This is a genomic window from Pseudomonas sp. LBUM1660 (assembly GCF_059695935.1).
Genome location: NZ_CP166795.1, coordinates 545974 through 571789, shown reverse-complemented (window position 1 = coordinate 571789; position 25816 = coordinate 545974). Strand labels below are relative to the sequence as shown.

Here is a 25816-nt window from a genome sequence, read left to right as displayed (position 1 = left end):
CTCATCGGTTCGTTGTCTGGCGCAGCAGCATGGTGCCACCGCGCTGGGTAAATTCAAGTTTGTTCAGCGCGCTCATACCGAGCAGCACTTGCTTGCCATCCAGGCCTGGCACGACGATGGCGCGCACATCACGCAGCACAATGTCGCCCAGTTGCAGCCGGTCGACGCGGGTTCGATAACCCTCGGTACGCCCGTTGGCGGTGCTCAGGGTCACCCCGAAGCCTTGTTCCAGTTTCAACTGTCCGGCCATTTGCGCCGGGATCGCCACATCGGTTGCCCCGGTATCAAGCATGAAATCCACCGGCTGGCCGTTGATCTGGCCGCTGGCGACGAAGTGCCCCTGGGTGTTGCTGGCCAGTTTCACCTCAATAAAACCTTCGCCCTGCTCCGAGGTGACGACCACATTGGGATTTTGCTGCCGATCCTCCCACTGGCCGAAAAACCGCGTCGCCAGGAACAGCGCCGCGCACCAGGCCAGCACCATAAACACCCGGCCGGCGCGCTTTCCCGGCGTTTGCTGGCTCACGGCTTGGCACTCCAGCCACCCTCAGGCGCGGCGAAACGCCAGACAACGGGGCGAACCTCGCCATCGGCGCGGGCATCGTTGTTGTTGTCAGTGCCGACCCAGGCGCCCTCGGCGTCGACGATCAGCGCTTCGGTCAGACCAAACGGATTTTGATAGCGGCGGTGTTCCTGCAAGGCTTCATCGGCAAACGACCAGCAGCGCTCGACCTTGGCCGTCACCGGGTCGCGGCGGCAGATCTGGTAAGCGTTGCGTTCCAGGGTAAACAGCTTGCCGTTGAACAGCGACAGATCGGCAAAGTCCCGAGTGACGGCTTTGGCCCGTGGAAACGGTGCCGGCTGCATTTCTTTCCCCGCCTCGCTCAGCAGCACGCAACCGCCGTCGCAATCCCACACCGTCTGTTTGCGCTTGATCAGCAACAAGCCACGGCTTTGACGCTCGGCGGCGAGCCACAACTGATCGCCCGCCGGATTGATCGCCAGCCCCTCGAACAGCGCATTGAACTGCAACAGCATGCCACTGGCCCGAGCTTCGCGAACCAGCATCGGCGAGATCTTCAGCCAGGACGACGGCCCAACAGGCGGCACTTGCAGGATCGCGGCATGGGACTCGCTGACGATGTAGCGATTACCGGCGCTGTCGCAAGTGATGCCTTCAAAATCCAGGTCCCCGCCCCGTACAAACGCCGCGCCCCAGGCCCGCGAACGCAAGCCCCAGGGCAAACCGCTGTCCGGCACCGCAGGCACGCCGATGCCCACGGTTTCGGCCTGCCAGACCGTGTCGCGGGTATCGAGGCGGTAGATCTGGTCATCGTCGCGATCGGAGATCGTCCACAGGTCCTTGCCACACTGGGCCAGCCCCGACAGATTGCCGCCGCGCATGCCGTCGACGGGATGCTCAGACAACAGGCGCAACTCCGGTGCCAGTTCGGCAAACGCCGTAACCGAGGTCAGAAGTAACGCACACGCCAGGGCAAAGCCAACCCGCATCAGCCAAGAACCTCGGCGAGGTTGCCTTTGGATTCCAGCCAGGATTTGCGGTCACCGGCGCGTTTTTTCGCCAGCAACATGTCCATCATTTCCGAAGTCGCTTCGAAATCGTCCAGCGTCAACTGCACCAGACGCCGAGTGTTCGGGTCCATGGTGGTTTCGCGCAGCTGCGGCGGGTTCATTTCACCCAGGCCTTTGAATCGGGTGACCTGCGGCTTGCCGCGCTTCTTCTCGGCCACCAGACGATCGAGAATGCCATCGCGTTCGGCTTCGTCGAGGGCGTAGTAAATTTCTTTGCCCAAGTCGATGCGGTACAGCGGCGGCATCGCGACGTAAACGTGACCGGCATCCACCAACGGGCGGAAATGCTGGACGAACAAGGCGCAAAGCAAAGTGGCGATGTGCAGGCCGTCGGAGTCGGCGTCGGCGAGGATGCAGATCTTGCCGTAACGCAGCTGGGCGATGTCCGCCGAGCCTGGATCGACACCGATGGCCACGGCGATGTTGTGCACTTCCTGGCTGGCCAGCACTTCGCTGCCGTCGACTTCCCAGGTGTTCAGAATCTTGCCGCGCAACGGCAGGATCGCTTGAAACTCTTTATCCCGCGCTTGCTTGGCGGAACCGCCGGCGGAATCACCTTCCACCAGGAACAGCTCGGAACGCATCGGGTCCTGCCCGGCGCAGTCGGCCAGCTTGCCCGGCAGTGCCGGCCCCGCGGTGATGCGCTTGCGCTCGACCTTCTTGCTGGCCTTGAGACGTCGGCCGGCGTTGTTGATCGCCAGTTCCGCCAACAGCATGCCGGTTTCCGGGTGGGCGTTGAGCCACAGGCTGAACGCGTCCTTGACCACACCGGAAACGAACGCGGCCGCTTCACGGGATGACAGACGCTCTTTGGTCTGACCGGAGAATTGCGGTTCCTGCATTTTCATCGACAGCACGAAAGCGATGCGTTCCCAGACGTCTTCCGGCGCCAGTTTCACACCGCGCGGCAGCAGGCTGCGGAATTCGCAGAATTCGCGCATCGCATCGAGCAAGCCCTGACGCAGACCGTTGACGTGGGTACCGCCCTGCGCCGTCGGGATCAGGTTGACGTAGCTTTCCTGAACGCTGTCGCCACCTTCCGGCAACCACAGCAGGGCCCAATCGACCGCTTCTTTGTTACCGGCCAGGCTGCCGCAGAACGGCTCGTCCGGCAGGCGTTCGAATCCGTTGACCGCGTCGACCAGGTAGGAACGCAGGCCGTCTTCGTAATGCCATTCGACTTTCTCGCCGGTGGCCTTGTCTTCAAAACTGACCAGCAACCCCGGGCACAGAACGGCCTTGGCCTTGAGCACGTGCTTGAGGCGGCTGATAGAGAATTTCGGCGAATCGAAGTATTTCGGGTCCGGCGCGAAGAACACGCTGGTACCCGTGTTGCGCTTGCCGACGGTACCAATGATTTCCAGCTCGGTTTTCTTGTAACCGTCAGCGAAGGTCATCTGGTATTCGTTGCCGTCACGCTTTACGCGCACCCGGACTTCGTTCGACAAGGCGTTGACCACGGAAATACCCACCCCGTGCAGACCGCCGGAGAACTGGTAGTTCTTGTTGGAGAACTTGCCGCCCGCGTGGAGTTTGGTGAGGATCAGCTCGACGCCCGACACGCCTTCTTCGGCGTGGATATCCACCGGCATGCCGCGGCCGTCATCGCTGACTTCCAGGGAGTGATCGGCGTGCAGGATGACCTGCACCGACGTTGCGTGCCCGGCCAAGGCTTCATCGACGCTGTTATCGATGACTTCCTGGGCGAGGTGGTTCGGCCGACTGGTGTCGGTATACATGCCGGGGCGTTTGCGCACCGGGTCGAGGCCCGAGAGGACTTCGATGGCGTCTGCGTTATAAGAGCTAGCGCTGGGAGTGGCCATGGGGTCTCGTCGTCCGCCTGTAAAAAAACTGTTCTGTGAAAAAGAGGCGACGACTCACAGTGCTGTGAAATCGATCGCCTGATACAAATCTGCGCCGATACCGGCAAAACTCAGCATTGCCGGCAGTTGCGCGGCAAAACCCTGGAAACTATGGTCGCCGCCGGCCTGGATGCGCAAGGCACAGGCGCGGTAATACTGCTGGGCGAGGCGATAGTCCAGCGTTTCGTCGCCGGTCTGCAACCACACCTGATACCGCTGCGGATCCCGGGGCGCCGGCACTTCCAGCTCGGCCAGGGCCGTCACGTGGTCGTGGGTCAATTCCCAGGCCTCATCGGTATACAGGTTTTTCTGCGTCCCCAGGAACCCGTCGAACATCCGATGCGGACTGACGGCAGGGTTGATCAACAGGGCCTTGAGGCCATGGCGTTCAGCCAAGTGAGTCGCATAGTAGCCGCCGAGTGAGCTGCCGACCAGCAGTGGCCGCCCCAGCTGTTCAATCGCCTTGTCCAGCTGACCGATGGCTTCACGCGGATGGTGATGCAAGGCGGGAACGCGCAACTGATCACTCAAACCCAGACGGTCCATCACTTGCATCAACTGCGTGGCCTTTTTTGACGACGGCGCGCTGTTGAAACCGTGGATATAAAGGATCGAACCGGACATTTGAGCTCCCTGTGCGTCGGTAAAGAAGGCGGAGTTTACAGGGAGTCGGGGGGATCGGGATATGCATGGCGGGCATGGGGGTCTGAGTAGACGCATTCGCGAGCAGGCTCACTCCCGCAGTGGAATGATGTGTACCTGCAAGAGATTGGTCGGCTGTCAGGCCGCCATCGCTGGCAGGCCAGCTCCCACAATTGGAATGGGTGTATCAGCAAAATGTTGGTCGGCTGTCAGGCCGCCTTCGCAGCGATGCGACGACCCGACAAGCCAGCTCCCACCGGGTTTGGTGTCCACCTGCAAGAGATTGGTCGGCTGTCAGGCCGCCATCGCTGGCAGGCCAGCTCCCACAATTGGAATGGGTGTATCAGCAAAATGTTGGTCGGCTGTCAGGCCGCCATCGCTGGCAGTCCAGCTCCCACAATTGGATTGGGTGTATCAGCAAAATGCTGGTCGGCTTTCAGGCCGCCATCGCGAGCAGGCTCACTCCTACAAGGGTTCGGTGTACACGCATCGCTCCTCACCACTCATCAGGCCGAGCGTTAGCTCGCCTGCAGCTCTTGATCTTGATCCACCCGCCCCGTCGGGAGGCTGAGTGGAGGTGTTCATCCGGGGAGTGGCGCGCAGCGCCGTTCGACGCAGTCGAACACGCTGCATGTAGGTCGTCGCGAAGCAGACCGGAGGGCAGTGTCCCCGGATGGATACCGAAGCGAAGGTACGCCGAGCCTTAGCGAGGGGCCGGACGCTTGGGGCGAGCGTTTTTTTGCTTACTTTTTTTAGGCGTTTGAAAAAAAAGTGAGTCGCCGTAAGGGCGAAACCGCCAGCAGCCGTTACCGCAGAAATGGATATGTACCCAATCAACCACAACATGGTCGGCCCGAAGGCCGCCAAGTTCGCAACCGTCAGTAACCGTTCGAGCCGTAATCAACCTGAAAATCAAACCCGGTAACCCGCTCAACGCCAGTTTCAATCCGCCCATCCGGCAACAACCGCAACCAGCGATACCCCGGCGCCTGCTCCCCGACCTTGAAATCATCACTCCCAGGCTCGAACTGAATGCACGTCGATGGCGAAGCAATCAGCCGCACCCCATTGCGCTCCTGATCAACCTCCTGATGCACATGCCCCCACAAAATCGCACGCACCTGCGGAAAGCGATCCAGCACAGCAAACAAGGCCTCAGGATTACGCAACCCGATCGGCTCCATCCACGCACAGCCAATCGACACCGGATGATGGTGAAAGCACACCAGATGATGCCGTTCAGGCGCCTCACTCAGCGAACGAGCCAGCAACTGCAACTGCTCATCCTGCAAATACCCCGGCACCGACCCCGGCACCGCCGAATCCAGCAAAGTGACCCGCCAGTTGCCGACATCCACCACCGGCTCGAGCAACGCGCTCTGCACGGCCGCCTCAGCCATGATCTGCGGTTCATCATGATTGCCGGGGATCCAGCGCGCCGGCGCATCGAGCTGTCGGGTCAGGTCGCGAAACAGCTGATAAGACTCCAGCGTCCCGTCCTGAGACAGATCACCACTGGCAACGATCAGATCAATCTGCGGCTGCTGGAGGCGCACCAGCTCAATGACCTTTTGCAGGCTGTCCCGGGTATTCATGCCCAGCAGCGTCCCGTCCGCTTCGGCAAACAGATGACTGTCGGACAGTTGCACCAGCAACGCCGGATCGGCGGTGGTCAATGTGGATACGCTCGGCAAGGCGTTCTCCCAGGCTGAATCACGGGATTAAATGAGTGCCGCAATTATGCTGGGGGACGATCAAAAGGGGAAACCTGTGAACCTGACGCAGTTCACACTCAGCGCACAACGGCGTACTCATGTCCACACGCCAGACAATGACTCAGCCATTCACCCAGGAACATATTCAACTGGGCCTTTTCATCCGGCTGATGCATTGAGGCATTCGGGTAAGGATAGATGCCGCGAAAGCGTCGTGCATGCTCGGCGCTGACGACTTCGGCCATGCACGCGTCGTGATAGACCTGCACTTCCAGTTGTGGCACCGGCAGCCACGGCAGGCTGTGTTCCTGGCGCACTTGCAGGGTCGTGGTGTATGGGCAGACCTGCAGCACTTCGAGGGCCAGCACGCCGAGCATCTGGTCGCCGTGGGTCACGGCAATGCGCCGCGCCTCGGGTTCGTTGCGCATGTCCGGCAGCAGTCGCATGAGGCGCGCGTAGTTGGCCTCGCACGAGGCTTGCAGCCCCACGAGGTCCACCCTGTAACGATCGCGCAGCTTGTTTACGACCATAGCCCCCTCACTTCAGCGCGGTTCAAAGCTAACCATTGCAAGGCAATGATGCTGGCCGCGTTGGCAATTCGTCCGTCGCGGACGGCCTGCAGGGCATCTTCGAACGCCCAGACCGTGACGCGGATATCTTCTGCTTCTTCCTCCAGCCCATGCAGGCCGCCGACTCCGGTGCTGTCGCAACGCCCCAGGTACAAGTGCACAAATTCGTTGCTGCCGCCCGGCGATGGAAAGTATTTGGTCATCGGCCAGAGCGCCCCGAACACAAGCCCAGCTTCCTCCTGCGCCTCGCGGTGAGCAACTTCTTCCGGTACTTCATCCTTGTCGATCAGACCGGCGACCAGCTCGATCAGCCACGGATTGTCGGTCTTGCCCATGGCGCCAACGCGAAACTGCTCGATCAGCACCACTTCATCGCGCTGCGGGTCGTATGGCAACACGCACACCGCATCATGGCGAACAAACACTTCACGATTGATCTCGCGACTCATGCCACCGGCAAACAACTCATGGCGCAAGTGCACACGATCGAGCTTGTAGAAGCCCTCGTAGCACTTTTCGCGCCGAACGATATCAACGGCGGTCGGAATGGCGTTGGCAAAATCAGTCATGACAATCCTCGTTTACTGCAAATCCATGAAGAGGCTCCCAACCTCGACTTCGCGCCATCCTAACGCGCCCGCGCCGTTTGATGCAGCCCCTTTCCCGTCAGCGAGATAGACGGTGAGGGCGAAACCAACTCTAATTAGCTTAGTGGCGAACTGACTGCTTCGTTGAGAGTCGAAGCGGATAACTTTTTGCCTTTCCCTGTTTTATGAAGGACGCCCATGTCGCTTTTTAAAATCGCCTCCATGGCCGCAATCGCCCTGACCCTGGGCGCCTGCCAGAGCTTGTTCCAACCCAACTATCGGGCACCGCTGGAAACCACCCGCGACGCCACCGAAACGCTGAAACCGGGTTGCACGACACCTGACTGCCCGCTGGTGAACATCGATACGCTGCGCTTTCCGGCCGAGCCTCAACTTGATGGCATTGTCGAAAAGCGCCTGCTGCAAATGACCCGCACCTCGCCCGATGCCCCTGCGGCACCGACGCTGACGGCCTATCGCGATGAGTTTTTGCGCACCGCCGGCCCGCGCTACAGCAGCTACCTGCAAGCCAAGGTACGGGAGCAGCATGACGGCTTGGTGATCGTCGAGTTTTCCAGCTACCTGGACACCGGCGGCGCGCATGGCACACCGGGCCGCAGCTTCATCAACTATTCGCGCCAGCAGCATAAAGTGCTGAGCCTGTCGGACATGTTGGTGCCGGGGCAGGAAGAGGCGTTCTGGAAAGCCGCGCAGGTTGCGCACAACAGCTGGCTGATCAGCACCAAGCTCGATCAGGAACCGGAGTTCGTGAAGAGCTGGCCGTTCCAGAAAACCCAGAACGTGGCGCTGACCTACGGCGGGGTGATCCTCAAGTACGAAACCAGCACCATCGCGCCTTACGCGCTGGGTCACGTCGAACTGAAGATCCCCTACCCTCGCCTGAACGGCATTCTCAAGCCCGAGCTGTTTCCCGGCCGTAACTGAAGGCCCGACCGAGCACCAGTTGCAGCAGCCCTGCCAGAATCAACGACGGCAGGGTTGCGCCGATGTCCGGATACAGATTAGCCAGCAAATGATAGGTGCTCACCCCGCCCAACCAGGCGAGCAGCGCCGGCCAGCGCAACGCGGCTGATGCGACTTGAGCACTGCGTTTGCGCAGGATGAAGTGATCCACCAGCACCACGCCGAACAGCGGCGCAAACACCGAGCCGATCAACAGCAGGAAATTCTGGTACTGGGCCAACGGCGCCAGGCACGCGATCAGCGTGCAGATCACGCCGATCGCCAATGCCAGATGTTCGACCTTCAAGCGCAACAGAATCCCGCTGGAAACGGCCGCCGAGTGAATGTCGGCGAAGGCGTTTTCCGACTCGTCCAGCAGAATCAGCAACAGCGGAATCCCCAAGCCAGCACCGGCCAATGCCAGCAGCAAGGCATTCACTTCACCGCTCGGCGCGAACGCCAGGGTGTAGGCGACGCCGAGGCTCATCAACCAGAAGTTACCGATAAAGAAGCCAATCGCTGTACCGCCGAACACGTTTTTCGCACGTTTGCCGAAACGCGAATAGTCGGCAATCAGCGGCAACCACGACAGCGGCATCGCAATGGCAATGTCGAAGCCGACGGCGAACGGCATCGAACCGTCACCGGCCTGTGCCCACAATGCGGCCAGATCGGCTTTGGCGAACAGGTTCCAGGTCAGCCAGATGCACGCGGCCAGCAGCAGCCAGATACCCCACTTGCGCAGGATCTGACGGACGAAAGTCAGCGGACCGCTGACGGCTAGCAAGGTCGCCAAACCACCAAAGAACACGGTCCAGAGCAGCGGATTCGACAGTAGGCTGCCTTCGCTGAACGCCCGCGCGCCGAGCAGGCTGGCGGCGTCGCGCATTACGATGATTTCGAACGAACCCCAACCGATCAGTTGCAGCAGGTTCAGCACCGCCGGCAGGCTCGCGCCATGTTTGCCGAGGCTGAGTTTGAGCGCGGCCATCGACGACAGGCCAGTGTCGCTGCCGATCACGCCGACCGCAGCCAGCAGCAGAACGCCGACCAGCGTGCCGAGGAAGATGGCCAGCAGCGAGCCGGACAGGCCCAGACCTGGTGCGAGCAATGCGCCGGTCTGCAAAACCATCAGGCCGATGCCGAGGGAGAACCACAGGGAAAACAGATCGCGACCGCCGAAGACACGTTTGTCGATTGGCACCGCGATGTCGGGGGAATAAGTGCTGGGTTGAATGCTCAAGGGTGTTATCTCAGAGGGACATTTGTTGTTCTTTTGATCTCAATCGCCAGCAGGCTGGCTCCCACAGGGGACTTGTGAACACCACAAATCCAGTGTGGGAGCCAGCCTGCTGGCGATGGGGCCTGTGCAGGCCCACCTTACTCAGGTCAGATCAAACCTTCTTGTACAGCTGACTGCCTTCCTGCTTGAACCGCTCAGCCTGGTCCGCCAATCCCTGGGCGACTTCGGCGTCGACGGTTTCGATCCGTTGGTTGGCCGCGTATTCGCGGACTTCCTGGGTGATTTTCATCGAGCAGAATTTCGGCCCGCACATGGAGCAGAAATGCGCGACCTTGGCCGAATCCTTCGGCAGGGTCTCATCGTGATACGAACGCGCGGTGTCCGGATCAAGGCCCAGGTTGAACTGGTCTTCCCAACGGAATTCGAAACGCGCCTTGCTCAAGGCATTGTCGCGAATCTGCGCGCCCGGATGCCCTTTGGCCAGATCGGCGGCATGTGCGGCGATCTTGTAGGTGATGATCCCGGTCTTCACGTCATCCTTGTTCGGCAGGCCCAAGTGCTCCTTCGGCGTGACGTAGCAAAGCATCGCGCAACCAAACCAGCCGATCATCGCCGCACCGATACCCGAAGTGATGTGGTCGTAGCCCGGCGCGATGTCAGTGGTCAGTGGTCCGAGGGTGTAGAACGGCGCCTCGTCGCAGCATTCCAGCTGCTTGTCCATGTTCTCTTTGATCAACTGCATCGGCACGTGGCCCGGGCCTTCGATCATGCATTGCACGTCGTGCTTCCAGGCGATCTTGGTCAACTCGCCGAGGGTTTCCAGCTCACCGAATTGTGCGGCGTCGTTGGCGTCGGCAATCGAGCCCGGACGCAGGCCATCGCCCAGCGAGAAGCTGACGTCGTAGGCCTTCATGATTTCGCAGATGTCTTCGAAATGGGTGTAGAGGAAGTTCTCTTTGTGGTGCGCCAGGCACCACTTGGCCATGATCGAACCACCACGGGAAACAATGCCGGTCACTCGTTTGGCGGTCAGCGGCACGTAGCGCAGCAGCACACCAGCGTGGATGGTGAAGTAGTCGACGCCCTGCTCGGCCTGTTCGATCAGCGTGTCGCGGAACAGCTCCCAGGTCAGGTCTTCAGCGGCGCCGCCGACTTTTTCCAGGGCCTGATAAATCGGTACGGTACCGATCGGCACCGGCGAGTTGCGGATGATCCACTCGCGGGTTTCGTGAATGTGCTTGCCGGTGGACAGGTCCATGACCGTGTCCGAGCCCCAGCGAATGCCCCAGGTCAGTTTCGCCACTTCTTCTTCGATGGACGAACCCAGTGCGCTGTTGCCGATGTTGCCGTTGATCTTCACCAGGAAGTTACGGCCGATGATCATCGGTTCCAGTTCGGTGTGGTTGATGTTGGCCGGAATAATCGCGCGACCGCGGGCGATCTCGTCGCGGACAAATTCGGGGGTGATGATTTTCGGCACGCTGGCGCCGAAGCTGTGACCGGCGTGTTGCTGGTCCAGCAAGCCAGCGGCGCGAGCCACTTCAAGCTTCATGTTTTCGCGGATGGCGACGTATTCCATCTCGGCGGTGATGATGCCTTTGCGGGCGTAGTGCATCTGACTGACGTTGGCCCCGGCCTTGGCGCGGCGCGGGTTGTTCACGTGGGCGAAACGCAACTTGGTCAGCTCGGCATCGGCGAGGCGTTCCTGGCCGAAGTTGGAGCTGAGGCCCGGCAGACGCTCGGTGTCGCCACGGGATTCGATCCACGGCGAACGCACATCGCCGAGGCCTTTGCGCACGTCGATGATGACATTGGGGTCGGTGTACGGACCCGAGGTGTCATACACAACCACGGGCGCGTTGATCTCGCCGCCGAAGTCGGTAGGGGTCACATCAAGGCTGATTTCGCGCATCGGCACGAGGATGTCCGGGCGAGAGCCCTGAACATAGATTTTTTGCGAGCGAGTAAAAGGCTGAACTGATTGCTGATCGACCTTGGCCGAGTCACTCAGGTTCGTCGTATTTTTTAGTTTTATCGTCATCACGGGCTCTCCAACACATCCAGGCAGTGGATTTTTGTCGGAGTGAACCTGTAACGAATGGACGCGACCAATCAGCCATAACGAAGCCGTTGGTGCTGTGCTCAGTGCTCGAGGGGTGTTCGATTGTCGAACAACATCCCGGACGAAGCACAAGAGGACTCGCCGGGTGACGAGAAATCTTGTTCCCTACGCAGGCGCTAACCTGATCAGGTTCAACGGGATCCGAAATTATTCGATCTCAGCCTCATAGCAAGGCACCCCGACAAGAACCCGGCCAGTCTAGACACAACCGGCAAAGAACGCCAACACCGCGGTAAACACCATGATGAATGGCGCAATTACAGGATTGTTGCCACCGTTACGCACAACTACACTCGCTACGCCGTGCCGCGCCTTGACGCTGTATGTGCCGCGCCGTAGCCTTGGCGCTCAAATTATCAGCGTAATTTTTTAGGGATCGCCAAATGCTGCGCAAACTCTCACTGGCCCTTGCCGTGTCTTGTGCGTCCAATGGAATGGCATGGGCAGCAGAAGCGCCCTTATCGACCAAGACCGATCTGGTCAGCGTCTACCAGGAAGCGGTGGACAACAACGCCGACCTCGCTGCAGCCATCGCTCAATATGGCGCCCAGAAAGAAGTCGTGCCCCAGGCCCGCGCCGGGCTGTTGCCCAATCTCTCAGGCGGCGCTGAACTGGCCGCTGTGCGCACCGCCATCGACCAGCCATCGGCGACTGCCAACCGTAACGCTCATTCCTATCAAGCGACCCTGGCTCAACCGCTGTTCCGTGCTGATCGCTGGTTCCAGTTCCAGGCCGCCAAAGACGTTAACGAACAGGCTGCGTTGCTGCTCTCGGCAACCCAGCAAAACCTGATCCTGCAAACTGCCGTCAGCTACTTCAATGTCTTGCGAACCCAGGACAACCTGGCGTCAACCAAGGCCGAAGAAGCCGCGTTCAAACGCCAGCTCGATCAGTCCAACGAACGCTTCGACGTCGGTCTCTCGGACAAGACTGACGTGCTGCAATCGCAAGCCAGCTACGACACCGCTCGCGCCAACCGAATCGTCGCGCAGCGCCAGGTGGATGATGCATTCGAAGCCCTGATCACCCTGACCAACCGTCAGTACAACTCGATCTGGGGCATTTCCCATACCTTGCCGATCCTGCCGCCATCACCGAACGACGCCAAGTCCTGGGTCGATACGGCAGCCAAACAGAACCTCAATCTGCTCGCGAGCAACTACGCTGTCAGCGCCGCCGAAGAAACCCTCAAGCAGCGCAAGGCCGGCCACGCGCCCACCGTGGATGCCGTGGCGAAATACGAGAAAGGTGACAACGACGCTCTGGGCTTCAGCAACCCGAACGCCTTCGGCCAGCCATACAGTGGCAACGTCGAGCAAACGACAGTGGGCTTGCAACTGAATATCCCGATCTACAGCGGCGGCCTGATCAACTCCCAGGTGCGCCAGTCGTATGCACAGCTGGATCAGTCCGAGCAGCAGCGTGAATCCCTGCGCCGGCAAGTGGTGGAAAGCACCCGCAACCTGCATCGCGCAGTGAACACCGACGTTGAGCAGGTGCAAGCGCGCAAGCAGTCGATCATCTCCAACCAGAGCGCGGTGGAAGCGACTGAAATCGGCTACCAGGTCGGCACGCGAAATATCGTTGACGTGCTGGATGCCCAGCGTCAGCTGTACACCTCCGTGCGCAACTACAACAACACTCGCTACGACTACATACTCGATAACCTGCGTTTGAAGCAGGCCGCCGGCACGTTGAGCCCGGGGGATTTGCAGGACCTGGCGCGATATCTCAAGGCCGACTACAACCCGGACAAGGACTTCCTGCCTCCAGATCTGGCCAAAGCTGCGGCGGCGCAGTTGAAGGCAAATCCAACGCAGTAAAGGTAAACCTTTGGCGAGGGGGCCCCTCGCCACAATGGATCAGCAACAGATTCAAGACTGTTTGATCAACCGCCCCAACCCATCCAGCAACCGCTGCAACGCGCCCTGATTGCGGCGCATCACTTTCAATCCTGCCTCCGCCATTAGCTGCGCATCGCGCGGCAATTCGAACAGCCGCTGCACCGCCAGCGCCAGGCCTTCGGCATCCTCCACTTCCTGCAACGCCCCGGCGCTGCGCAATTGCGCGGCGATTTCGAGGAAGTTGAACAGGTGCGGGCCGCTCAGCACCGGTTTGGCCAGGGCCGCCGGTTCCAACAGGTTATGCCCGCCGTTCGGCACCAGGCTGCCGCCGACAAACGCGCTGTCCGCCAAGGCATAAAGAAACAGCAACTCGCCCATGGTGTCGCCCAGCAACACCGACGTATTCGCCGCGACCGACTCGCCGGAAGATCGACGAACCGTGGCGAACCCTAGCTGCTGGCACAACGCGAACACCGAGTTGAATCGCTCTGGATGCCGCGGCACCAGAATCAGTAACGCATCGGGATGATGGGCGAGCAATTGGCGATGGGCCGCCAGCACCACTTCATCTTCGCCTTCGTGCGTACTCGCGGCGATCCACACCGGGCGTTCCTGCGCCTGCCACTGCGCGCGCAATTCGGTGGCGCGCAGAAGCAGTTGCGGATCGATGGTCAGGTCAAACTTGATCGAGCCGGTCACTTCGACAGTGTCCGCACGCGCACCCAAGTCACGAAAGCGCTGAGCCTCGGCTTCGGTCTGCACCGCGAACAGGCTCATTTCCGCCAGCATCGGCTGGGTCAGTTTGCGGAAGCGGCCATAACCCTTGGCCGAACGCTCGGACAGTCGCGCATTGGCCAACGCCACCGGAATCCCGCGTTTGGCGCACTGATGGATGTGGTTCGGCCACAGTTCGGTTTCCATGATCACCGCCAGTTTCGGCTGGACCCGATCAAGGAATCGCTTTGCTGCGCACGGCAAGTCGTAAGGCAAATAGCAGTGCTGGATGCGCGGCTCGTTGGCAAACAGGGCATGGATGCGCTCCGAACCGGTCGGGGTCATGCAGGTCACGGTCATCGGCAGCTGTGGATAACGTTGCAGCAAGGCGCGAATCATCGGCGCTGCGGCAATACTCTCGCCCACGGACACCGCGTGCACCCAGATGCCGCCTGGCTTCATCGTCGGCAGACCGAGGGAGAAGCGCTCGCCGATGCGCTTGGCATACGCCGGCGCCTTGCGCGAACGCAGCCACAGCCGAATCGCTACCAATGGCAGCCCCAGGTAAAACAGCGCGGTGTAGAGAGTTCTATTCATGGCGGCGGAGTCTATCGGTTTTTTCGCCGATCGCCTGCAAGTGCACGGCAAAACGTTCAGCCAACCAGCGGGCCGCCGGGCCAAGCGGTTCGTCGCGGCGCCAGACCAGTTCCACAACCAGCGCCGGCGGGGTCCATTCGCTGTCCAGTTCGACCATCAGGCCCTGATACGCCGGGTACTGCACCACATGCCTGGGCAGCCAGGCCCAACCGAGGCCGCGCACCAGCCATTCCGCCATCACGTAGAAACTGTCGGCACGCCAGACCTGCGGGCTGGCCGGTTCGCTGCCGGGGTAGACGCTGGACTGCGTGGACATCAGCAACTGGCGATGCTGCGCCAGTTGCTGACAATCAACCTGCGCCTGTTTCGCCAGTGGATGGCCCACGCCGCAGACGGTGACCATCTCAACGCTGCCGAGCACCCGACGCTCAAGCGCCTCGGGAATCTGATCGTGATAGAACAGCAGCCCCAGATCGGCTCGACGCTCCACCAGTTTGCGCGCCACATCACCTTGGGCGGCGCTGGTCAGTTGCACTTCAAGGCTGGGAAATTGCTCTGCCAGGGCCTCGAAGCTTTCGATGATCGGCTGATAGGGCATCGCCTCATCCTGGGCCACACGCAAACGAGCCTCCTGTCCGCGCATCATCGCCAGCGCCCGACCGTTCAGGCGTTCGCACTGACGCAGGACTTCCCGCGCCTCTTCCAGCAAGGCATTGCCGGCCTCGGTGAGTTTCGGCTGACGGCCGCTGCTGCGGTCGAACAGACTGACGCCGAGGTCCTCCTCCAACAGCGCAATCGAACTGCTGACCGCCGACTGCGCCTTGCGCTGATCCCGCGCTACCGCGGAAAACGAACGCTGCTCCGCTACGCTGACAAACAAGCGCAGCTGTTCCAGATTCCATTGTGTGCTCATGCAACAACCCATCTTCAGAACAGATAGGTAATGACTTTACCGCATCTGGAGAATCTCTAAAATGCCGACCTCAAACCGCAACACTTCACACGAGGACGCACCTATGACCGCTTACTACTACCTGGCCATTGCCATCTGCGCCGAAGTGATCGCGACCGTTTCGATGAAAGCCGTCAAAGGCTTCAGCACCCCGCTGCCGCTGATTCTGGTGATTGTCGGCTACGGCATTGCCTTCTGGATGCTGACCCTCGTAGTGCGCAGCGTTCCGGTGGGCGTGGCCTACGCGGTATGGGCGGGCATGGGGATTGTGATGGTCAGCGTCGCGGCGCTGTTTATCTATGGGCAGAAACTGGATGTGCCTGCGATGCTCGGAATGGCCCTCATCGTGTTGGGCGTCGTCGTCATCCAGCTCTTCTCCAAAACCGCGGGCCACTAACTGGCACCACCAATCCCCTGTGGCGAGGGAGCTTGCTCCCGCTCGGCTGCGAAGCAGTCGTAAATAGCCTGATGCGGTTTATCTGAATAACCGCATCGTTAGATTTTGGGGCCGCTTCGCGACCCAACGGGAGCAAGCTCCCTCGCCACAGGTCCTGCGTATAGCCTCTGTTGATCAGCAGTAAAACCTCCAATCTTCGAGTCTGTATACTGCGCCCTCGTCTTGAACACTGAGGTCGCTGCATGCCATCCGTTATTTCCACCGACGTTCTGATCGTCGGCGCTGGTGTCGCCGGCCTCTGGCTGAATGCGCGCCTGCGCCGCCAGGGTTTTTCGACCGTGCTGGTGGAAAGCGCCAGCCTCGGCGGCGGGCAGAGTGTGAAGTCCCAGGGCATCATCCACGGTGGCGCCAAGTACGCGCTGCATGGCGCCCTGACCGGCGCCTCGGAAGCCATCGCCGACATGCCGCGTCGCTGGCGTGAAGCCTTGGCCGGCGACGGCGAGCTGGATTTGTCCGGTGTGCGCCTGCTGTCCGAAGCCCATTACCTCTGGTCCCCCGGCACCCTCGCCGGCAACCTCACCAGCTTCTTCGCCAGCAAAGCGGTGCGCGGACGTGTCGATCAGGTCAAAGGCGAGCAACTGCCACCGGCCCTGCAAGACAAACGCTTCAAGGGCAAGGTTTACCGATTGGCGGAATTGGTGATCGACGTGCCGAGCCTGATTCAGCGCCTGGCCGATCTGGCCGGTGATGGCCTGCTCGCCGGCCAGAAGATCGAACCGTTGCTGGAGGCTGGCGTTCTGGTGGGTCTGAAGGTCGACGAGCGCGAGATCCGCGCCCAGCGCATCGTACTCAGTGCCGGTGCCGGCACAGCGGCGTTGCTCGAAGCCCTGGGGCTGAGCCAGCCCGCCATGCAGCGCCGACCGTTGCACATGATCATCGCCAAAGGCCCAAGCCTCAAACCGCTGTACGCCCACTGCCTGGGCGGCGGCACCAAACCACGCCTGACCGTGACCACCCACCCTGCCGCCGATGGCCAATGGGTCTGGTACATGGGCGGCGACATTGCTGAAGCCGAAGGGGTCGCCCGCGAACCCGCCGAGCAAATCGCCACCGCGCAGAAAGAACTCGGCCAGTTGCTGCCATGGATCGACCTGAGCACCGCGCAATGGGCCACCTTGCGCGTGGATCGCGCCGAGCCGCTGCAATCGGGACTGACTCGCCCTGACAATGCCTTCCTTGCCGAGGAAGGCCGGCTGCTGGTTGGTTGGCCGACCAAGCTGGCGCTGGCGCCGGACTTCGCCGACCGGGTCATCGCATCTTTGCAGCGCGACGACATCCAGCCAAGCCATCCGGCGCCGCTGCCCGACCTGCCAAAACCACCGATTTGCGTTCCAGCCTGGGAGCAACTGCTGCCATGAGCCAACCGACCCTGCACGACCTGCTTCGCCCCCTCGGCAGCACCGGCCTGCTGGTTTCACCGCTGGGCCTGGGCACCGTCAAACTTGGCCGCGATCAGGGCGTGAAATACCCCAGCGGTTTCCAGATTCCCGGCGATGACGAAGCGCGCATGCTGCTCAAACTCGCGCGCGACATGGGCATCAACCTGATCGACACCGCCCCGGCTTATGGCCGTAGCGAAGAGCGCCTCGGCCCGCTGTTGCGTGGTCAGCGTCAGGACTGGGTGATTGTCAGCAAGGTCGGCGAAGAATTTTCCGACGGCCAGTCGAGTCACGACTTCAGCGCCGCCCACACTCGACGTTCAGTGGAGCGCAGCCTGCAACGCCTGGAAACGGATGTTATCGATCTGGTGCTGGTGCACTCCGACGGCAACGACCTGGCGATTCTCAATGACAGCGAGGTCTACGCGACCCTCGCCGCGCTCAAGGCCGAAGGCAAGATTCGCGGCTTCGGGTTTTCCGGAAAAACCGTTGAAGGTGGCTTGAAGGCTCTGGAACAAGGTGATTGCGCCATGGTCACCTACAATCTGAACGAACGGAACGAGAAGCCAGTCATTGACTATGCTGCTGCTCACGGCAAAGCCATTCTGGTCAAAAAAGCCCTCGCCAGCGGTCACGTCTGCCTGAGTCCGGGCGTGGACCCGGTGCGAGCCAGCTTTGAGTTGTTGTTCGAACATCCGGGTGTTGCCAGTGCTATTGTCGGGACCATCAATCCGCTGCACCTCGCCCACAACGTCGCGACCGTTGCCCAGGTCCTACGTAGAAACTGATGCCGCCCTCGCGGCCTTAAGCAGGAGCCGACATGCCGCGCACGCTCATAAGAAAGAACCCGAGCAACTTCAAGACCCTGCCGTTGTACGTCGAAGCGACTCCCGAAGGCTTGAGCTATCAGAGCGTCGGGATGCCGCTCAATTTCTCCCAGACCCTGCAACGTCGCCGTCCGGTGACGGTGCCCGACACTGAGCGCTTCGCGCTGGAACTGGCCAACCTTGGGGTTTCGGTGCGCCTGACCCTGCATTGGCAGAATCGCGATTACTGGGTCTTGGTGCGCCAGCGCCGGCAAGACCGCGGCGATGTGGTGCTCAAGTTGATCTCCGGTTACGTGCCGGCCCACGAGCTGAACCTGCCGCTGCATACGGCGATCCAGGAGATCGCCGAAGAGTGCCTGCTGGAAACCCCGGAAGGTTGGCTCGGCGGACGGTTCAATGACACCTGGCTGCCGGCGCCCTACTCCTGCGCGCTGCATTATCGCGAGGCGCTGCCCTTTCGCCTGACGCCGTTGTCCGGCTCCGCGCGACCCGTGCGTTGCGCCAAGATGCAGTTAATCGAACGTCCACGGGCTTACGTGCATTTGCCAACGGCCTCGCTGCAATTGATCTATGACTTGCGCCTGGACGTAGCCAAGGAAGCCAAGTCCCTGAGCCTGTTTCATGTCGATGAGCGACTGGAGGGCGATCAACTGGTGGCCCGACTCGACCGCAAGCGCCCCGATTTGTATTTGATGCCGCTGCAGGACGGCCAGCCGATGGCCGAGCTGTATACCTTGAAAAAGGATCAGTTGTACCCGGCGAGTACCCGCGGGTTGTATTTGGCGGAGAGCTTTGCCCAGCAGGAAGGCTGGCTGGTGCGGGATGAGCGGATACGCTGGAAGGATTGGGTACGGCAGCAGGGGTTGAGCCCGCCGGGGAAGGATTCCGGTTTAGCGCGGTTGCGTGGGAAGGCAAAGCTACTGCTGAAGAAAATTGTGCCACGCAAGAAAGTCAGCTCTTAGAAGCAAGAAATCGCAGCCTCGTTTCACTCGACAGCTCCTACATGAGATCCGATTCCCTGTAGGAGCTGTCGAGTGAAACGAGGCTGCGATCTTTTATGGCATCACTCAGACTTGCGGATTTTCTCGACAATCGCGGTGGTCGAGCTGTTTGCCACCAGCCCCAGCACTTTCACGGTTCCGCCGTAAGCGGTCACGATGTCCGCGCCGACCACCTGGTCGATTCCGTAATCCCCGCCCTTGACCAACACATCCGGCTTGACCTCGCGCAGCAGATTTTCCGGGGTGCCTTCAGGGAAGCTGATCACCCAATCCACTGCGCCCAGTCCGGCCAGTACGGCCATGCGACGGTCGACGCTGTTGATCGGACGACCCGGCCCTTTCAGGCGGCTGACCGAGGCATCGTCGTTAACCGCAACGATCAGACGATCACCTTGGGCGCGCGCCTGCTCGAGGTACGTCACATGGCCGGCGTGCAGGATGTCGAAGCAGCCATTGGTGAAAACGATCTTCTCTTTATGCGCACGCGCATCGTCGACCGCCAGCAACAACTGCTCAAGGCCCAGCACACCGCGCTCGGAACCTTCTTCGCGCTGGATGGCACGACGCAGTTCCGGGGCACTGATCGCCGCCGTACCGAGTTTGCCGACGACGATGCCCGCCGCCAGGTTGGCCAGAGCCACCGCGTGGGGGAGCTCTTCGCCCGCGGCAATCGCGGCCGCCAGCGTGGAAATCACCGTGTCGCCGGCACCGGTCACGTCGAACACTTCACGCGCACGGGCCGGCAGGTGCAGCGCCGGATGGTCCGGGCGCAGCAGCGTCATGCCGTGTTCGCCACGGGTCACCAGCAACGCGCCGAGGTCCAGGTCGTGCATTAACTGCGCGCCCTTGCTCACCAGCTCATGCTCATCGGCGCAACCGCCGACGATGGTTTCGAATTCGCTGAGGTTCGGCGTGATCAGGCTCGCACCACGATAAATCGAGAAATCCTTGCCCTTGGGATCGGCCAGCACCGGAATGCCACGGGCACGAGCGGCCTGGATCAGCACCTGATGGTTTTTCAGCGCGCCTTTGCCGTAATCGGACAGCACCAGCACCTTGATGCCTTCGAGCAGCTCATCGACTTGCTCACCCAGCGCCAGGGCATCGGTGGCGAAGGGTTCTTCGAAGTCGATACGCAGCAGTTGCTGGTGACGGCTCATGACCCGCAGCTTGACGATGGTCGGCTGGTGCGCGATGCGCTGGAACAACGCCCGTACGCCAGCGCCCTTGAGGCTGTTGGCCAGACTGTCGGCCGCTTCGTCATCGCCGGTCACGCCGACCAGCGAGGCCGGTGCGCCGAGGGCGGCAATGTTCAACGCAACGTTGGCGGCACCGCCCGGGCGGTCCTCGATTTGCTCGACCTTGACTACCGGCACCGGCGCCTCAGGGGAAATCCGTGAGGTACCACCATGCCAGTAACGGTCGAGCATGACATCGCCGACCACCAAGACAGGGGCTTGATCGAATCGCGGCATGGACAACTTCATGGAGCAACCCACATACAAAATGAACAGGGGCGCGATATTACCACAGGGTTGGCACTGGCTTGCGCGACGGCTGCAACGGGATGATTCGACACGTAAATCTGATCATTTATTGAGCAAAAATACTGATAACTGATACAAATCACCGGGCGCATTGCACGCCCGGTGAACAAGGGTCAGGCGATGTCTTCGGCCGGGGCGTCGAGGCCCATGGCGTTCAGTCGAGCGTAGTAACCGTTGTGCGCGAGGAGTTCGGCATGGGTGCCGCGCTCGACGATCCGGCCCTGATCCATGACCAGAATCAGGTCCGCCTTCTCGATGGTCGACAACCGGTGAGCGATCACCAGGGTGGTCCGGCCTTTCATGACTTGATCGAGTGCCGCCTGAATATGCCGCTCGGATTCAGTATCGAGGGCCGAGGTGGCTTCGTCGAGAATCAGCAACGGTGCGTTCTTCAACAGGGCCCGGGCAATCGCCAGGCGCTGGCGCTGACCGCCGGACAGCAACACGCCGTTCTCGCCGACCTGAGTGTCCAGGCCTTCGGGCAACTGTGCGATGAAGTCCATCGCATAGGCGTCTCTCGCCGCTTTTTCGATGTCTTCACGAGGCGCGCCGGCCAGATCGCCATAAGCAATGTTGTTGGCCACAGTGTCGCTGAACAGCGTCACGTGCTGGGTGACCTGGGCGATGTGCTTGCGCAGGTTCAGCAGTTTGTACTGTTCCACTTCAACGCCATCGATCAGGATCTCGCCCTTGTCGTGGTGATAGAAACGCGGAATCAGGTTCGCCAACGTCGACTTGCCGCTGCCCGAACGCCCGACCAGCGCCACCATTTGCCCCGGTTCGACCGAGAAACTGATGTCGTCGAGTACCTGGCGATCGGTGTCCGGGTAGGTGAAGCTCAAGTGGCGCACGTCCAGACGACCGCTAACGGCGTCACGCTCGACCGTGCCGGTATCGACTTCCGGGGCGACGTCCAGCTGCTCGAAGATGCTCTCGGCACCAGCCACACCTTTCTGGATAGTCGAGCTGACTTCGGACAATTGGCGGATCGGCTTGGGCAGCAGGCCGGCCAGGGTGATGTAGGCGACCATATCACCGGCCGACGCATCGCCGCGCAGGTACAGCACCAGGAACATCAGCACCGCCATGGCGCTGTAGATCACCAGTTGCAACAACGGCGTATAGATGGCGCCGGTACGGGTCATTCGCAGTTGTTTGTCGGTGTTGCCCTGACTGGCCTCGTAAAAGCGCTTTTCTTCGTAGACTTCGCCGCCGAAGCTGCGCACCACGCGATAGCCCTGGATGGTTTCCGAAGCCACGTGCGTCACGTCACCCATGGCCAACTGGATTTTTTTGCTCTGCTTGCGGAATTTCTTGCTCGCGGTGCGCACCATCACAGCGATCAACGGCAGGATCGCAACCATCACCAGCGTCAGCTTCCAGTTCATGAACAGCAGCGAGGCGAACAGGAAGATGACCGTCATGCCTTCTCGGATTACGACCTTGATCGCATCTGTGGCCGCCCCGGTGACCATCGTCACGTTGAAGGTGATGCGTGAAATCAGATGACCCGAGTTATGCTTGTCGAAATACCGATTGGGCAAAACCAGCAGGTTATTAAACAACTGAACACGCAAATCATGGACGAGCCCGAGGGAAACCTTGGCCAGAAAGTAGTTGCCCAGATAAGATCCCAGCCCCTGCCACGCGGCGATCAGGATGATCAGCAACGGCACCGCCTGCAGCAGTTGCAGGTCACGCAGGTAAGGCACGGTTGGAAACAGCACTGCCTCGGGGTTGGACAGGCCGTCGACAAAGTACTTGAGGATGTAGCCGAGCATTGGCTGCGTCGAAGCGAAAATCAGAAAACCGACGATGCTGATCAGAAACAGACTGATATACGGCCGGACATAGCCGAGCAGACGGAAGTAGATTTTCAAGCTCGAAGGGCTTGCGGAGAGACTGGAGTCGGTCATATCACGCGAATGTCGATAAAAAGGACGCTGACTTTAGCACAGCTTCCTCAGGGTTCTGGCAATCGCATAAAGGCTGTTATTGTTAGGCGTCAGATTAAGCGTCAAATAGCCATCACCCCAAAATGGCCGATCAACTTCAGGATTGAATCTCTCAGCATGCAACTCAGCGGTTTCAATAACGTTTCCAATCGAGTCTTCGATTTCATTTGCCTCTGGATTCTTCCGGTCGGCTATTTCCTGCTCCTTTGTGCGCTGTTTTTCCTGCCGGGACGAAGTTTGCACCACAAGCTTTTTTATGGGTTGTTCAGCATTCCAGCGCTGATTGCCCTTTGTTTGCGGCCTCGTGAATTCAAGGAATTACTCCGAGAGCCGATCTTTATTGCGGTGTTTCTGTTTGCCGCCTGGGCGTTGATCAGTTTGTGCTGGGGGCCAGGCAGCGAACGCATCGCCGCCCAGTTCAAACCCCCGCTGCATACCTTGCTGCTGTTCGCGGGTTGCTACCTGTTGGTGCGTTACCGCAGCGAAATCCTCCAGCCGCTGCTGTTCAGCGCCGCACTAGTGGGTCTGATCGGCACAGTTTACGATTTGTTCATGTTCACCCGAGTCTACGAGCCCGGATTGCGACTGGTCGGCGGTGGCGCCTTCGACAATCCATTGCTCAGCTCTCACATGTTTGGCTTTTTCTGCGCGTACTGGCTGAGCTATAGCATGACCTGCAAACGTCGGCAGATGCTCTGGCTGAGCATCCCGGCGATGGCCGTGATGTTCGCCGCAGTAATTGCGACCGGCTCCAGAACCCCGCTGGTTGCGCTGACCATGGCCTCGCTGTGGTTAAGCGTCATCTGCTGGGGCCGTCGTTCCCTGGTCCTGCTGGGCGCCCTGGCCGTCGCCGGGGCGCTGGTAATACTCGTGTTTTCGCAGATGATCATTCTGCGAGGCGACTCCTATCGTTTCGAAATCTGGCAGATGGTGCTCGGTAAAATCGCCGATCATCCGTGGATTGGTCATGGTTACAACGCCAGCCTGACCGTGGATCCCGGTGTTGGTTATAGCTTGCAGGAACCTCACAGCTTCGCCTTGGGCGTGCTCTATTACGTGGGTATTCTCGGTCTTCTGCCGTGGTTGTTTTTCCAGGCCTGGGGGCTGTTGAGCAGCTGGCGGCAACGGGTGCAACCGCTGCTGATCATCGCCTCGACCTGGCTGGTATTCGGCATTGGCGCGGGTTTGACCGAAGGTGGCGGGATCATTTCCCGACCGAAGGAGCACTGGTTCCTGCTGTGGATTCCGTTGGCGCTGATCGCTGCGCTGAGCATCAACCAGCGCGCCAGACGCCTGCTGGCAATACCTGTCAAGACGCTGACGCCCACCGCTCAACAGCAGTTGATCAGCGACGCACAAATCATTGAAGAAGATGGCCTGGGCCCCAAAGTCCTGCGCCTGGTCGATGGCAGCTTTCTCAAGCTGTTCCGCCGCCGTCGCTGGTACACCTCGGGCAGCTTCAACCCCTATTCCGAACGCTTTGCGGTCAACAGCGAGCAATTGCGCAACCTGGGTATTCCCACCCCGAAAATCCTTGACCTGTATCGGCTCGACGATGGCAGCAGCGCCGTGCACTACTCTCCACTGCCGGGCAATACGCTGCGTCAGGTGCTGCAAGGCATTACCGCACCGGCGGTACGTCAGGCGCTGGTAGAGCGGTTCGGCAAATTCATGGCGCAACTGCATGAACAGGGTGTCTATTTCCGCTCGCTGCATCTGGGTAACGTGCTGGTGCTGGAAGATGGCGAGTTCGGCCTGATTGATGTGGCCGACATGCGTATTTATCCTTCGTCGCTGAGCCTGTCCCTGCGTCAGCGTAATCTGCGCCATATGCAGCGCTACACGGTGGATAAGCGCTGGTTGTTCGAAGACCATTTCGAAGCGCTGCTCCAGGGATACGCCATGATGGCGTCGAAATCCGCTGTTGATAACCTGCACAGGCAGGTGCTGGCCGGGAGTTCCCCGGCCCGGGTTCATTGATGACTGAAACCAACCCGCTCATTGCGCTGGCGGCCTATCTGCTCGCCATCTTGACTGCCGCCCTGTTGTGGCGCGCCGTTCCGAAAATCGCCCGTCACCTGGAGCATTCAGGTGAAAGCCGCTCTGCCAGCATTGATGGGCTACGCGGCTATCTGGCGTTTGGTGTGTTCGTGCACCATTCGGTTATCACCTGGATCTTCCTGCGCACCGGTGTTATCGAATTTCCGCCGAGCAACTTCTACTCGCAGCTTGGCCAGGCCAGCGTCGCGTTGTTTTTCATGATCACCGGTTTTCTGTTCTGGAACCGATTGCTCACTCAGGGACGTCAACACGACTGGCTGGCCTTCGCAGTCTCTCGGGTGTTTCGCCTCTACCCGTTGTACCTGCCGTTGATGCTGATTGTATTTGTCACGGTGTTCTACATGCAGAACTGGGAACTCAGGGACCCCGGCATCCAACTGGCGGGGCAGATACTGGCCTGGCTGACGTTCGACCGACCGGACGTCAACCAGTACCACCAAACCGGCATGCTGATCTCCAACGTCACCTGGACCCTGGGCTACGAGGTGTTTTTCTATCTCGCCCTGCCCCTCGCCGCCATGGTGTTCATCTACCGTGGCAGCTGGTTGCAAGTGGTGCTGTGCCTGATCGGAATTTATGCCCTTTACCAGTTGGTCGGCTGGGAGCATTCGCTGAAAAAACACTTCCTGGCGAGCTTCCTCGGCGGCATCGGCGCCGCGTACTGGATTCGCCGGCCACAACTGGTGGCCTGGAGTCAGACGCGCATGGCGGGGATTATCGCGTTGCTGGCGTTGGCGATTGCCTTTACGGCATTCAACCGCGCGTTCAGCCCGAAGCCGCTGCTGCTCATGTCACTGTTTTTCGTGATCGTGGCATCCGGCAACAGCCTGTTCGGCGCTCTCAAACCGCGCAGCATCCGCTGGCTCGGGGAAATCAGCTACAGCACCTATTTGCTGCACGGGTTCGTGCTGTGGGTGATGGTGCAACGCCTGCCGCTGGTGCTGCACCTGGACGCTCGTGACACCTGGACCTATCTGTCGCTGTTGGCCGTATGCACTTGCCTGCTGATCGTCATCAGCAGCTTGACGTTCCTGTATGTAGAGAAGCCGGGCATGGCGGCCGGCAAGAAGGTCTTGCAGTGGCTGCGCCAAGGCAAAAAGGCCGACAAGAGCCTGGCGGAGAAGATCGCTCGCTGAAGCTTTCAACGCGCCCTTTCTGAAGCAGGCAACGCTTTCTAGGTAGCAGC

General features: G+C 60.4%; 21 protein-coding genes and 1 riboswitch. Of the genes, 8 read left to right on the top strand and 13 right to left on the bottom strand.

All coding sequences use genetic code 11. The annotated features are described in order from the left end of the window. Position 1: 1 nt before the first annotated feature. The 7 genes from ACA068_RS02655 to ACA068_RS02625 all read right to left on the bottom strand — a co-directional run bounded on the left by ACA068_RS02655 (position 2) and on the right by ACA068_RS02625 (position 6950). Complete coding sequence (locus ACA068_RS02655; RefSeq protein ID WP_497307392.1) at positions 2-526, bottom strand: retropepsin-like aspartic protease family protein; 525 nt, start codon at positions 524-526, stop codon at positions 2-4. Continuing rightward, a complete protein-coding gene (locus ACA068_RS02650; RefSeq protein WP_497307390.1) occupies positions 523-1512 on the bottom strand; it encodes an esterase-like activity of phytase family protein in 990 nt (329 codons plus the stop codon). The genes ACA068_RS02655 and ACA068_RS02650 overlap by 4 nt, the downstream gene beginning before the upstream one ends. Then, entirely contained in the window at positions 1512-3416 is a 1905-nt protein-coding gene (parE, locus tag ACA068_RS02645) for a DNA topoisomerase IV subunit B (RefSeq protein WP_309675704.1), read from the bottom strand. The genes ACA068_RS02650 and parE overlap by 1 nt, the downstream gene beginning before the upstream one ends. A 54-nt stretch (positions 3417-3470) precedes the next feature. Further along, complete coding sequence (locus tag ACA068_RS02640; protein ID WP_497307388.1) at positions 3471-4079, bottom strand: YqiA/YcfP family alpha/beta fold hydrolase; 609 nt, start codon at positions 4077-4079, stop codon at positions 3471-3473. Between the two features lie 896 nt (positions 4080-4975). Further along, positions 4976-5791: a 3',5'-cyclic-AMP phosphodiesterase gene (gene cpdA / locus ACA068_RS02635; protein ID WP_497307386.1), complete on the bottom strand. Its 816-nt coding sequence runs from the start codon at positions 5789-5791 to the stop codon at positions 4976-4978. A 98-nt stretch (positions 5792-5889) separates the two neighbouring features. Beyond that, positions 5890-6342 (bottom strand): DUF1249 domain-containing protein, encoded by a 453-nt coding sequence (locus ACA068_RS02630; protein ID WP_008153350.1) that lies wholly within the window; start codon positions 6340-6342, stop codon positions 5890-5892. Beyond that, complete coding sequence (locus ACA068_RS02625; RefSeq protein WP_131058782.1) at positions 6333-6950, bottom strand: NUDIX domain-containing protein; 618 nt, start codon at positions 6948-6950, stop codon at positions 6333-6335. Before ACA068_RS02625 ends, ACA068_RS02630 begins: the two co-directional genes overlap by 10 nt. Positions 6951-7166: 216 nt before the next feature. Between ACA068_RS02625 and ACA068_RS02620 the strand changes: the two genes are divergently transcribed. After that, complete coding sequence (locus ACA068_RS02620) at positions 7167-7913, top strand: RsiV family protein (protein ID WP_497307384.1); 747 nt, start codon at positions 7167-7169, stop codon at positions 7911-7913. Here the strand turns inward: ACA068_RS02620 and cytX are convergent. Next, a complete protein-coding gene (cytX, locus tag ACA068_RS02615; RefSeq protein WP_497307382.1) occupies positions 7882-9174 on the bottom strand; it encodes a putative hydroxymethylpyrimidine transporter CytX in 1293 nt (430 codons plus the stop codon). The two genes, ACA068_RS02620 and cytX, sit on opposite strands and share 32 nt — an antisense overlap. Positions 9175-9325: 151 nt before the next feature. Beyond that, positions 9326-11215 carry a phosphomethylpyrimidine synthase ThiC gene (gene thiC, locus ACA068_RS02610; RefSeq protein WP_497307380.1) on the bottom strand — a complete coding sequence of 630 codons (1890 nt, stop codon included), beginning with the start codon at positions 11213-11215 and terminating at the stop codon, positions 9326-9328. A gap of 166 nt (positions 11216-11381) precedes the next feature. Continuing rightward, positions 11382-11487: riboswitch (TPP riboswitch) on the bottom strand. A 192-nt stretch (positions 11488-11679) separates the two neighbouring features. On the opposite strand from thiC, the gene ACA068_RS02605 reads away from it, so the two are divergent. Then, positions 11680-13119: a TolC family outer membrane protein gene (locus ACA068_RS02605; RefSeq protein ID WP_497307378.1), complete on the top strand. Its 1440-nt coding sequence runs from the start codon at positions 11680-11682 to the stop codon at positions 13117-13119. A 51-nt stretch (positions 13120-13170) separates the two neighbouring features. Here ACA068_RS02605 and waaA read toward each other — a convergent pair whose 3' ends face one another. Together waaA and ACA068_RS02595 are read right to left on the bottom strand one after the other, a co-directional pair. Then, positions 13171-14451, bottom strand: a complete 1281-nt coding sequence (waaA, locus tag ACA068_RS02600) for a lipid IV(A) 3-deoxy-D-manno-octulosonic acid transferase (protein ID WP_497307376.1) — start codon at positions 14449-14451, stop codon at positions 13171-13173. Next, on the bottom strand, positions 14444-15364 hold the full coding sequence (locus tag ACA068_RS02595; protein ID WP_497307375.1) for a LysR family transcriptional regulator: 921 nt from the start codon (positions 15362-15364) through the stop codon (positions 14444-14446). Before ACA068_RS02595 ends, waaA begins: the two co-directional genes overlap by 8 nt. Before the next feature lie 103 nt (positions 15365-15467). Between ACA068_RS02595 and ACA068_RS02590 the strand changes: the two genes are divergently transcribed. From ACA068_RS02590 to ACA068_RS02575, 4 genes are all read left to right on the top strand, one after another. Then, positions 15468-15800 carry a DMT family transporter gene (locus ACA068_RS02590; protein WP_008027887.1) on the top strand — a complete coding sequence of 111 codons (333 nt, stop codon included), beginning with the start codon at positions 15468-15470 and terminating at the stop codon, positions 15798-15800. A gap of 242 nt (positions 15801-16042) precedes the next feature. Beyond that, on the top strand, positions 16043-17218 hold the full coding sequence (locus ACA068_RS02585; protein WP_497307373.1) for an NAD(P)/FAD-dependent oxidoreductase: 1176 nt from the start codon (positions 16043-16045) through the stop codon (positions 17216-17218). After that, positions 17215-18027 (top strand): aldo/keto reductase, encoded by an 813-nt coding sequence (locus tag ACA068_RS02580; protein ID WP_497307371.1) that lies wholly within the window; start codon positions 17215-17217, stop codon positions 18025-18027. The genes ACA068_RS02585 and ACA068_RS02580 overlap by 4 nt, the downstream gene beginning before the upstream one ends. A 32-nt stretch (positions 18028-18059) precedes the next feature. Further along, positions 18060-19028: a metal ABC transporter ATPase gene (locus ACA068_RS02575; RefSeq protein ID WP_497307369.1), complete on the top strand. Its 969-nt coding sequence runs from the start codon at positions 18060-18062 to the stop codon at positions 19026-19028. Positions 19029-19129: 101 nt separating this feature from the next. Here ACA068_RS02575 and hldE read toward each other — a convergent pair whose 3' ends face one another. Continuing rightward, complete coding sequence (gene hldE / locus ACA068_RS02570) at positions 19130-20554, bottom strand: bifunctional D-glycero-beta-D-manno-heptose-7-phosphate kinase/D-glycero-beta-D-manno-heptose 1-phosphate adenylyltransferase HldE (protein ID WP_131058771.1); 1425 nt, start codon at positions 20552-20554, stop codon at positions 19130-19132. Positions 20555-20727: 173 nt separating this feature from the next. Further along, the gene (msbA, locus tag ACA068_RS02565) at positions 20728-22530 is read right to left on the bottom strand and encodes a lipid A export permease/ATP-binding protein MsbA (RefSeq protein WP_497307367.1); all 1803 of its coding nucleotides are present in this window, start codon (positions 22528-22530) and stop codon (positions 20728-20730) included. Between the two features lie 156 nt (positions 22531-22686). On the opposite strand from msbA, the gene ACA068_RS02560 reads away from it, so the two are divergent. Further along, the gene (locus ACA068_RS02560) at positions 22687-24549 is read left to right on the top strand and encodes an O-antigen ligase family protein (RefSeq protein WP_497307365.1); all 1863 of its coding nucleotides are present in this window, start codon (positions 22687-22689) and stop codon (positions 24547-24549) included. Further along, positions 24549-25766 (top strand): acyltransferase family protein, encoded by a 1218-nt coding sequence (locus ACA068_RS02555; protein WP_497307363.1) that lies wholly within the window; start codon positions 24549-24551, stop codon positions 25764-25766. The genes ACA068_RS02560 and ACA068_RS02555 overlap by 1 nt, the downstream gene beginning before the upstream one ends. Positions 25767-25816 lie beyond the last annotated feature (50 nt).

What these genes read in the sequence shown, in the direction of transcription:
- ACA068_RS02605 (WP_497307378.1), top strand. Translation starts at nt 11,680, where the DNA reads ATGCTGCGCAAACTCTCACTGGCCCTTGCCGTGTCTTGTGCGTCCAAT.
- ACA068_RS02585 (WP_497307373.1), top strand. Translation starts at nt 16,043, where the DNA reads ATGCCATCCGTTATTTCCACCGACGTTCTGATCGTCGGCGCTGGTGTC.
- msbA (WP_497307367.1), bottom strand. Translation starts at nt 22,530, where the DNA reads ATGACCGACTCCAGTCTCTCCGCAAGCCCTTCGAGCTTGAAAATCTAC.
- ACA068_RS02625 (WP_131058782.1), bottom strand. Translation starts at nt 6,950, where the DNA reads ATGACTGATTTTGCCAACGCCATTCCGACCGCCGTTGATATCGTTCGG.
- ACA068_RS02640 (WP_497307388.1), bottom strand. Translation starts at nt 4,079, where the DNA reads ATGTCCGGTTCGATCCTTTATATCCACGGTTTCAACAGCGCGCCGTCG.
- ACA068_RS02595 (WP_497307375.1), bottom strand. Translation starts at nt 15,364, where the DNA reads ATGAGCACACAATGGAATCTGGAACAGCTGCGCTTGTTTGTCAGCGTA.
- thiC (WP_497307380.1), bottom strand. Translation starts at nt 11,215, where the DNA reads ATGACGATAAAACTAAAAAATACGACGAACCTGAGTGACTCGGCCAAG.
- ACA068_RS02560 (WP_497307365.1), top strand. Translation starts at nt 22,687, where the DNA reads ATGCAACTCAGCGGTTTCAATAACGTTTCCAATCGAGTCTTCGATTTC.
- ACA068_RS02575 (WP_497307369.1), top strand. Translation starts at nt 18,060, where the DNA reads ATGCCGCGCACGCTCATAAGAAAGAACCCGAGCAACTTCAAGACCCTG.
- ACA068_RS02620 (WP_497307384.1), top strand. Translation starts at nt 7,167, where the DNA reads ATGTCGCTTTTTAAAATCGCCTCCATGGCCGCAATCGCCCTGACCCTG.
- hldE (WP_131058771.1), bottom strand. Translation starts at nt 20,554, where the DNA reads ATGAAGTTGTCCATGCCGCGATTCGATCAAGCCCCTGTCTTGGTGGTC.
- ACA068_RS02590 (WP_008027887.1), top strand. Translation starts at nt 15,468, where the DNA reads ATGACCGCTTACTACTACCTGGCCATTGCCATCTGCGCCGAAGTGATC.
- ACA068_RS02630 (WP_008153350.1), bottom strand. Translation starts at nt 6,342, where the DNA reads ATGGTCGTAAACAAGCTGCGCGATCGTTACAGGGTGGACCTCGTGGGG.
- ACA068_RS02580 (WP_497307371.1), top strand. Translation starts at nt 17,215, where the DNA reads ATGAGCCAACCGACCCTGCACGACCTGCTTCGCCCCCTCGGCAGCACC.
- waaA (WP_497307376.1), bottom strand. Translation starts at nt 14,451, where the DNA reads ATGAATAGAACTCTCTACACCGCGCTGTTTTACCTGGGGCTGCCATTG.
- ACA068_RS02650 (WP_497307390.1), bottom strand. Translation starts at nt 1,512, where the DNA reads ATGCGGGTTGGCTTTGCCCTGGCGTGTGCGTTACTTCTGACCTCGGTT.
- ACA068_RS02555 (WP_497307363.1), top strand. Translation starts at nt 24,549, where the DNA reads ATGACTGAAACCAACCCGCTCATTGCGCTGGCGGCCTATCTGCTCGCC.
- parE (WP_309675704.1), bottom strand. Translation starts at nt 3,416, where the DNA reads ATGGCCACTCCCAGCGCTAGCTCTTATAACGCAGACGCCATCGAAGTC.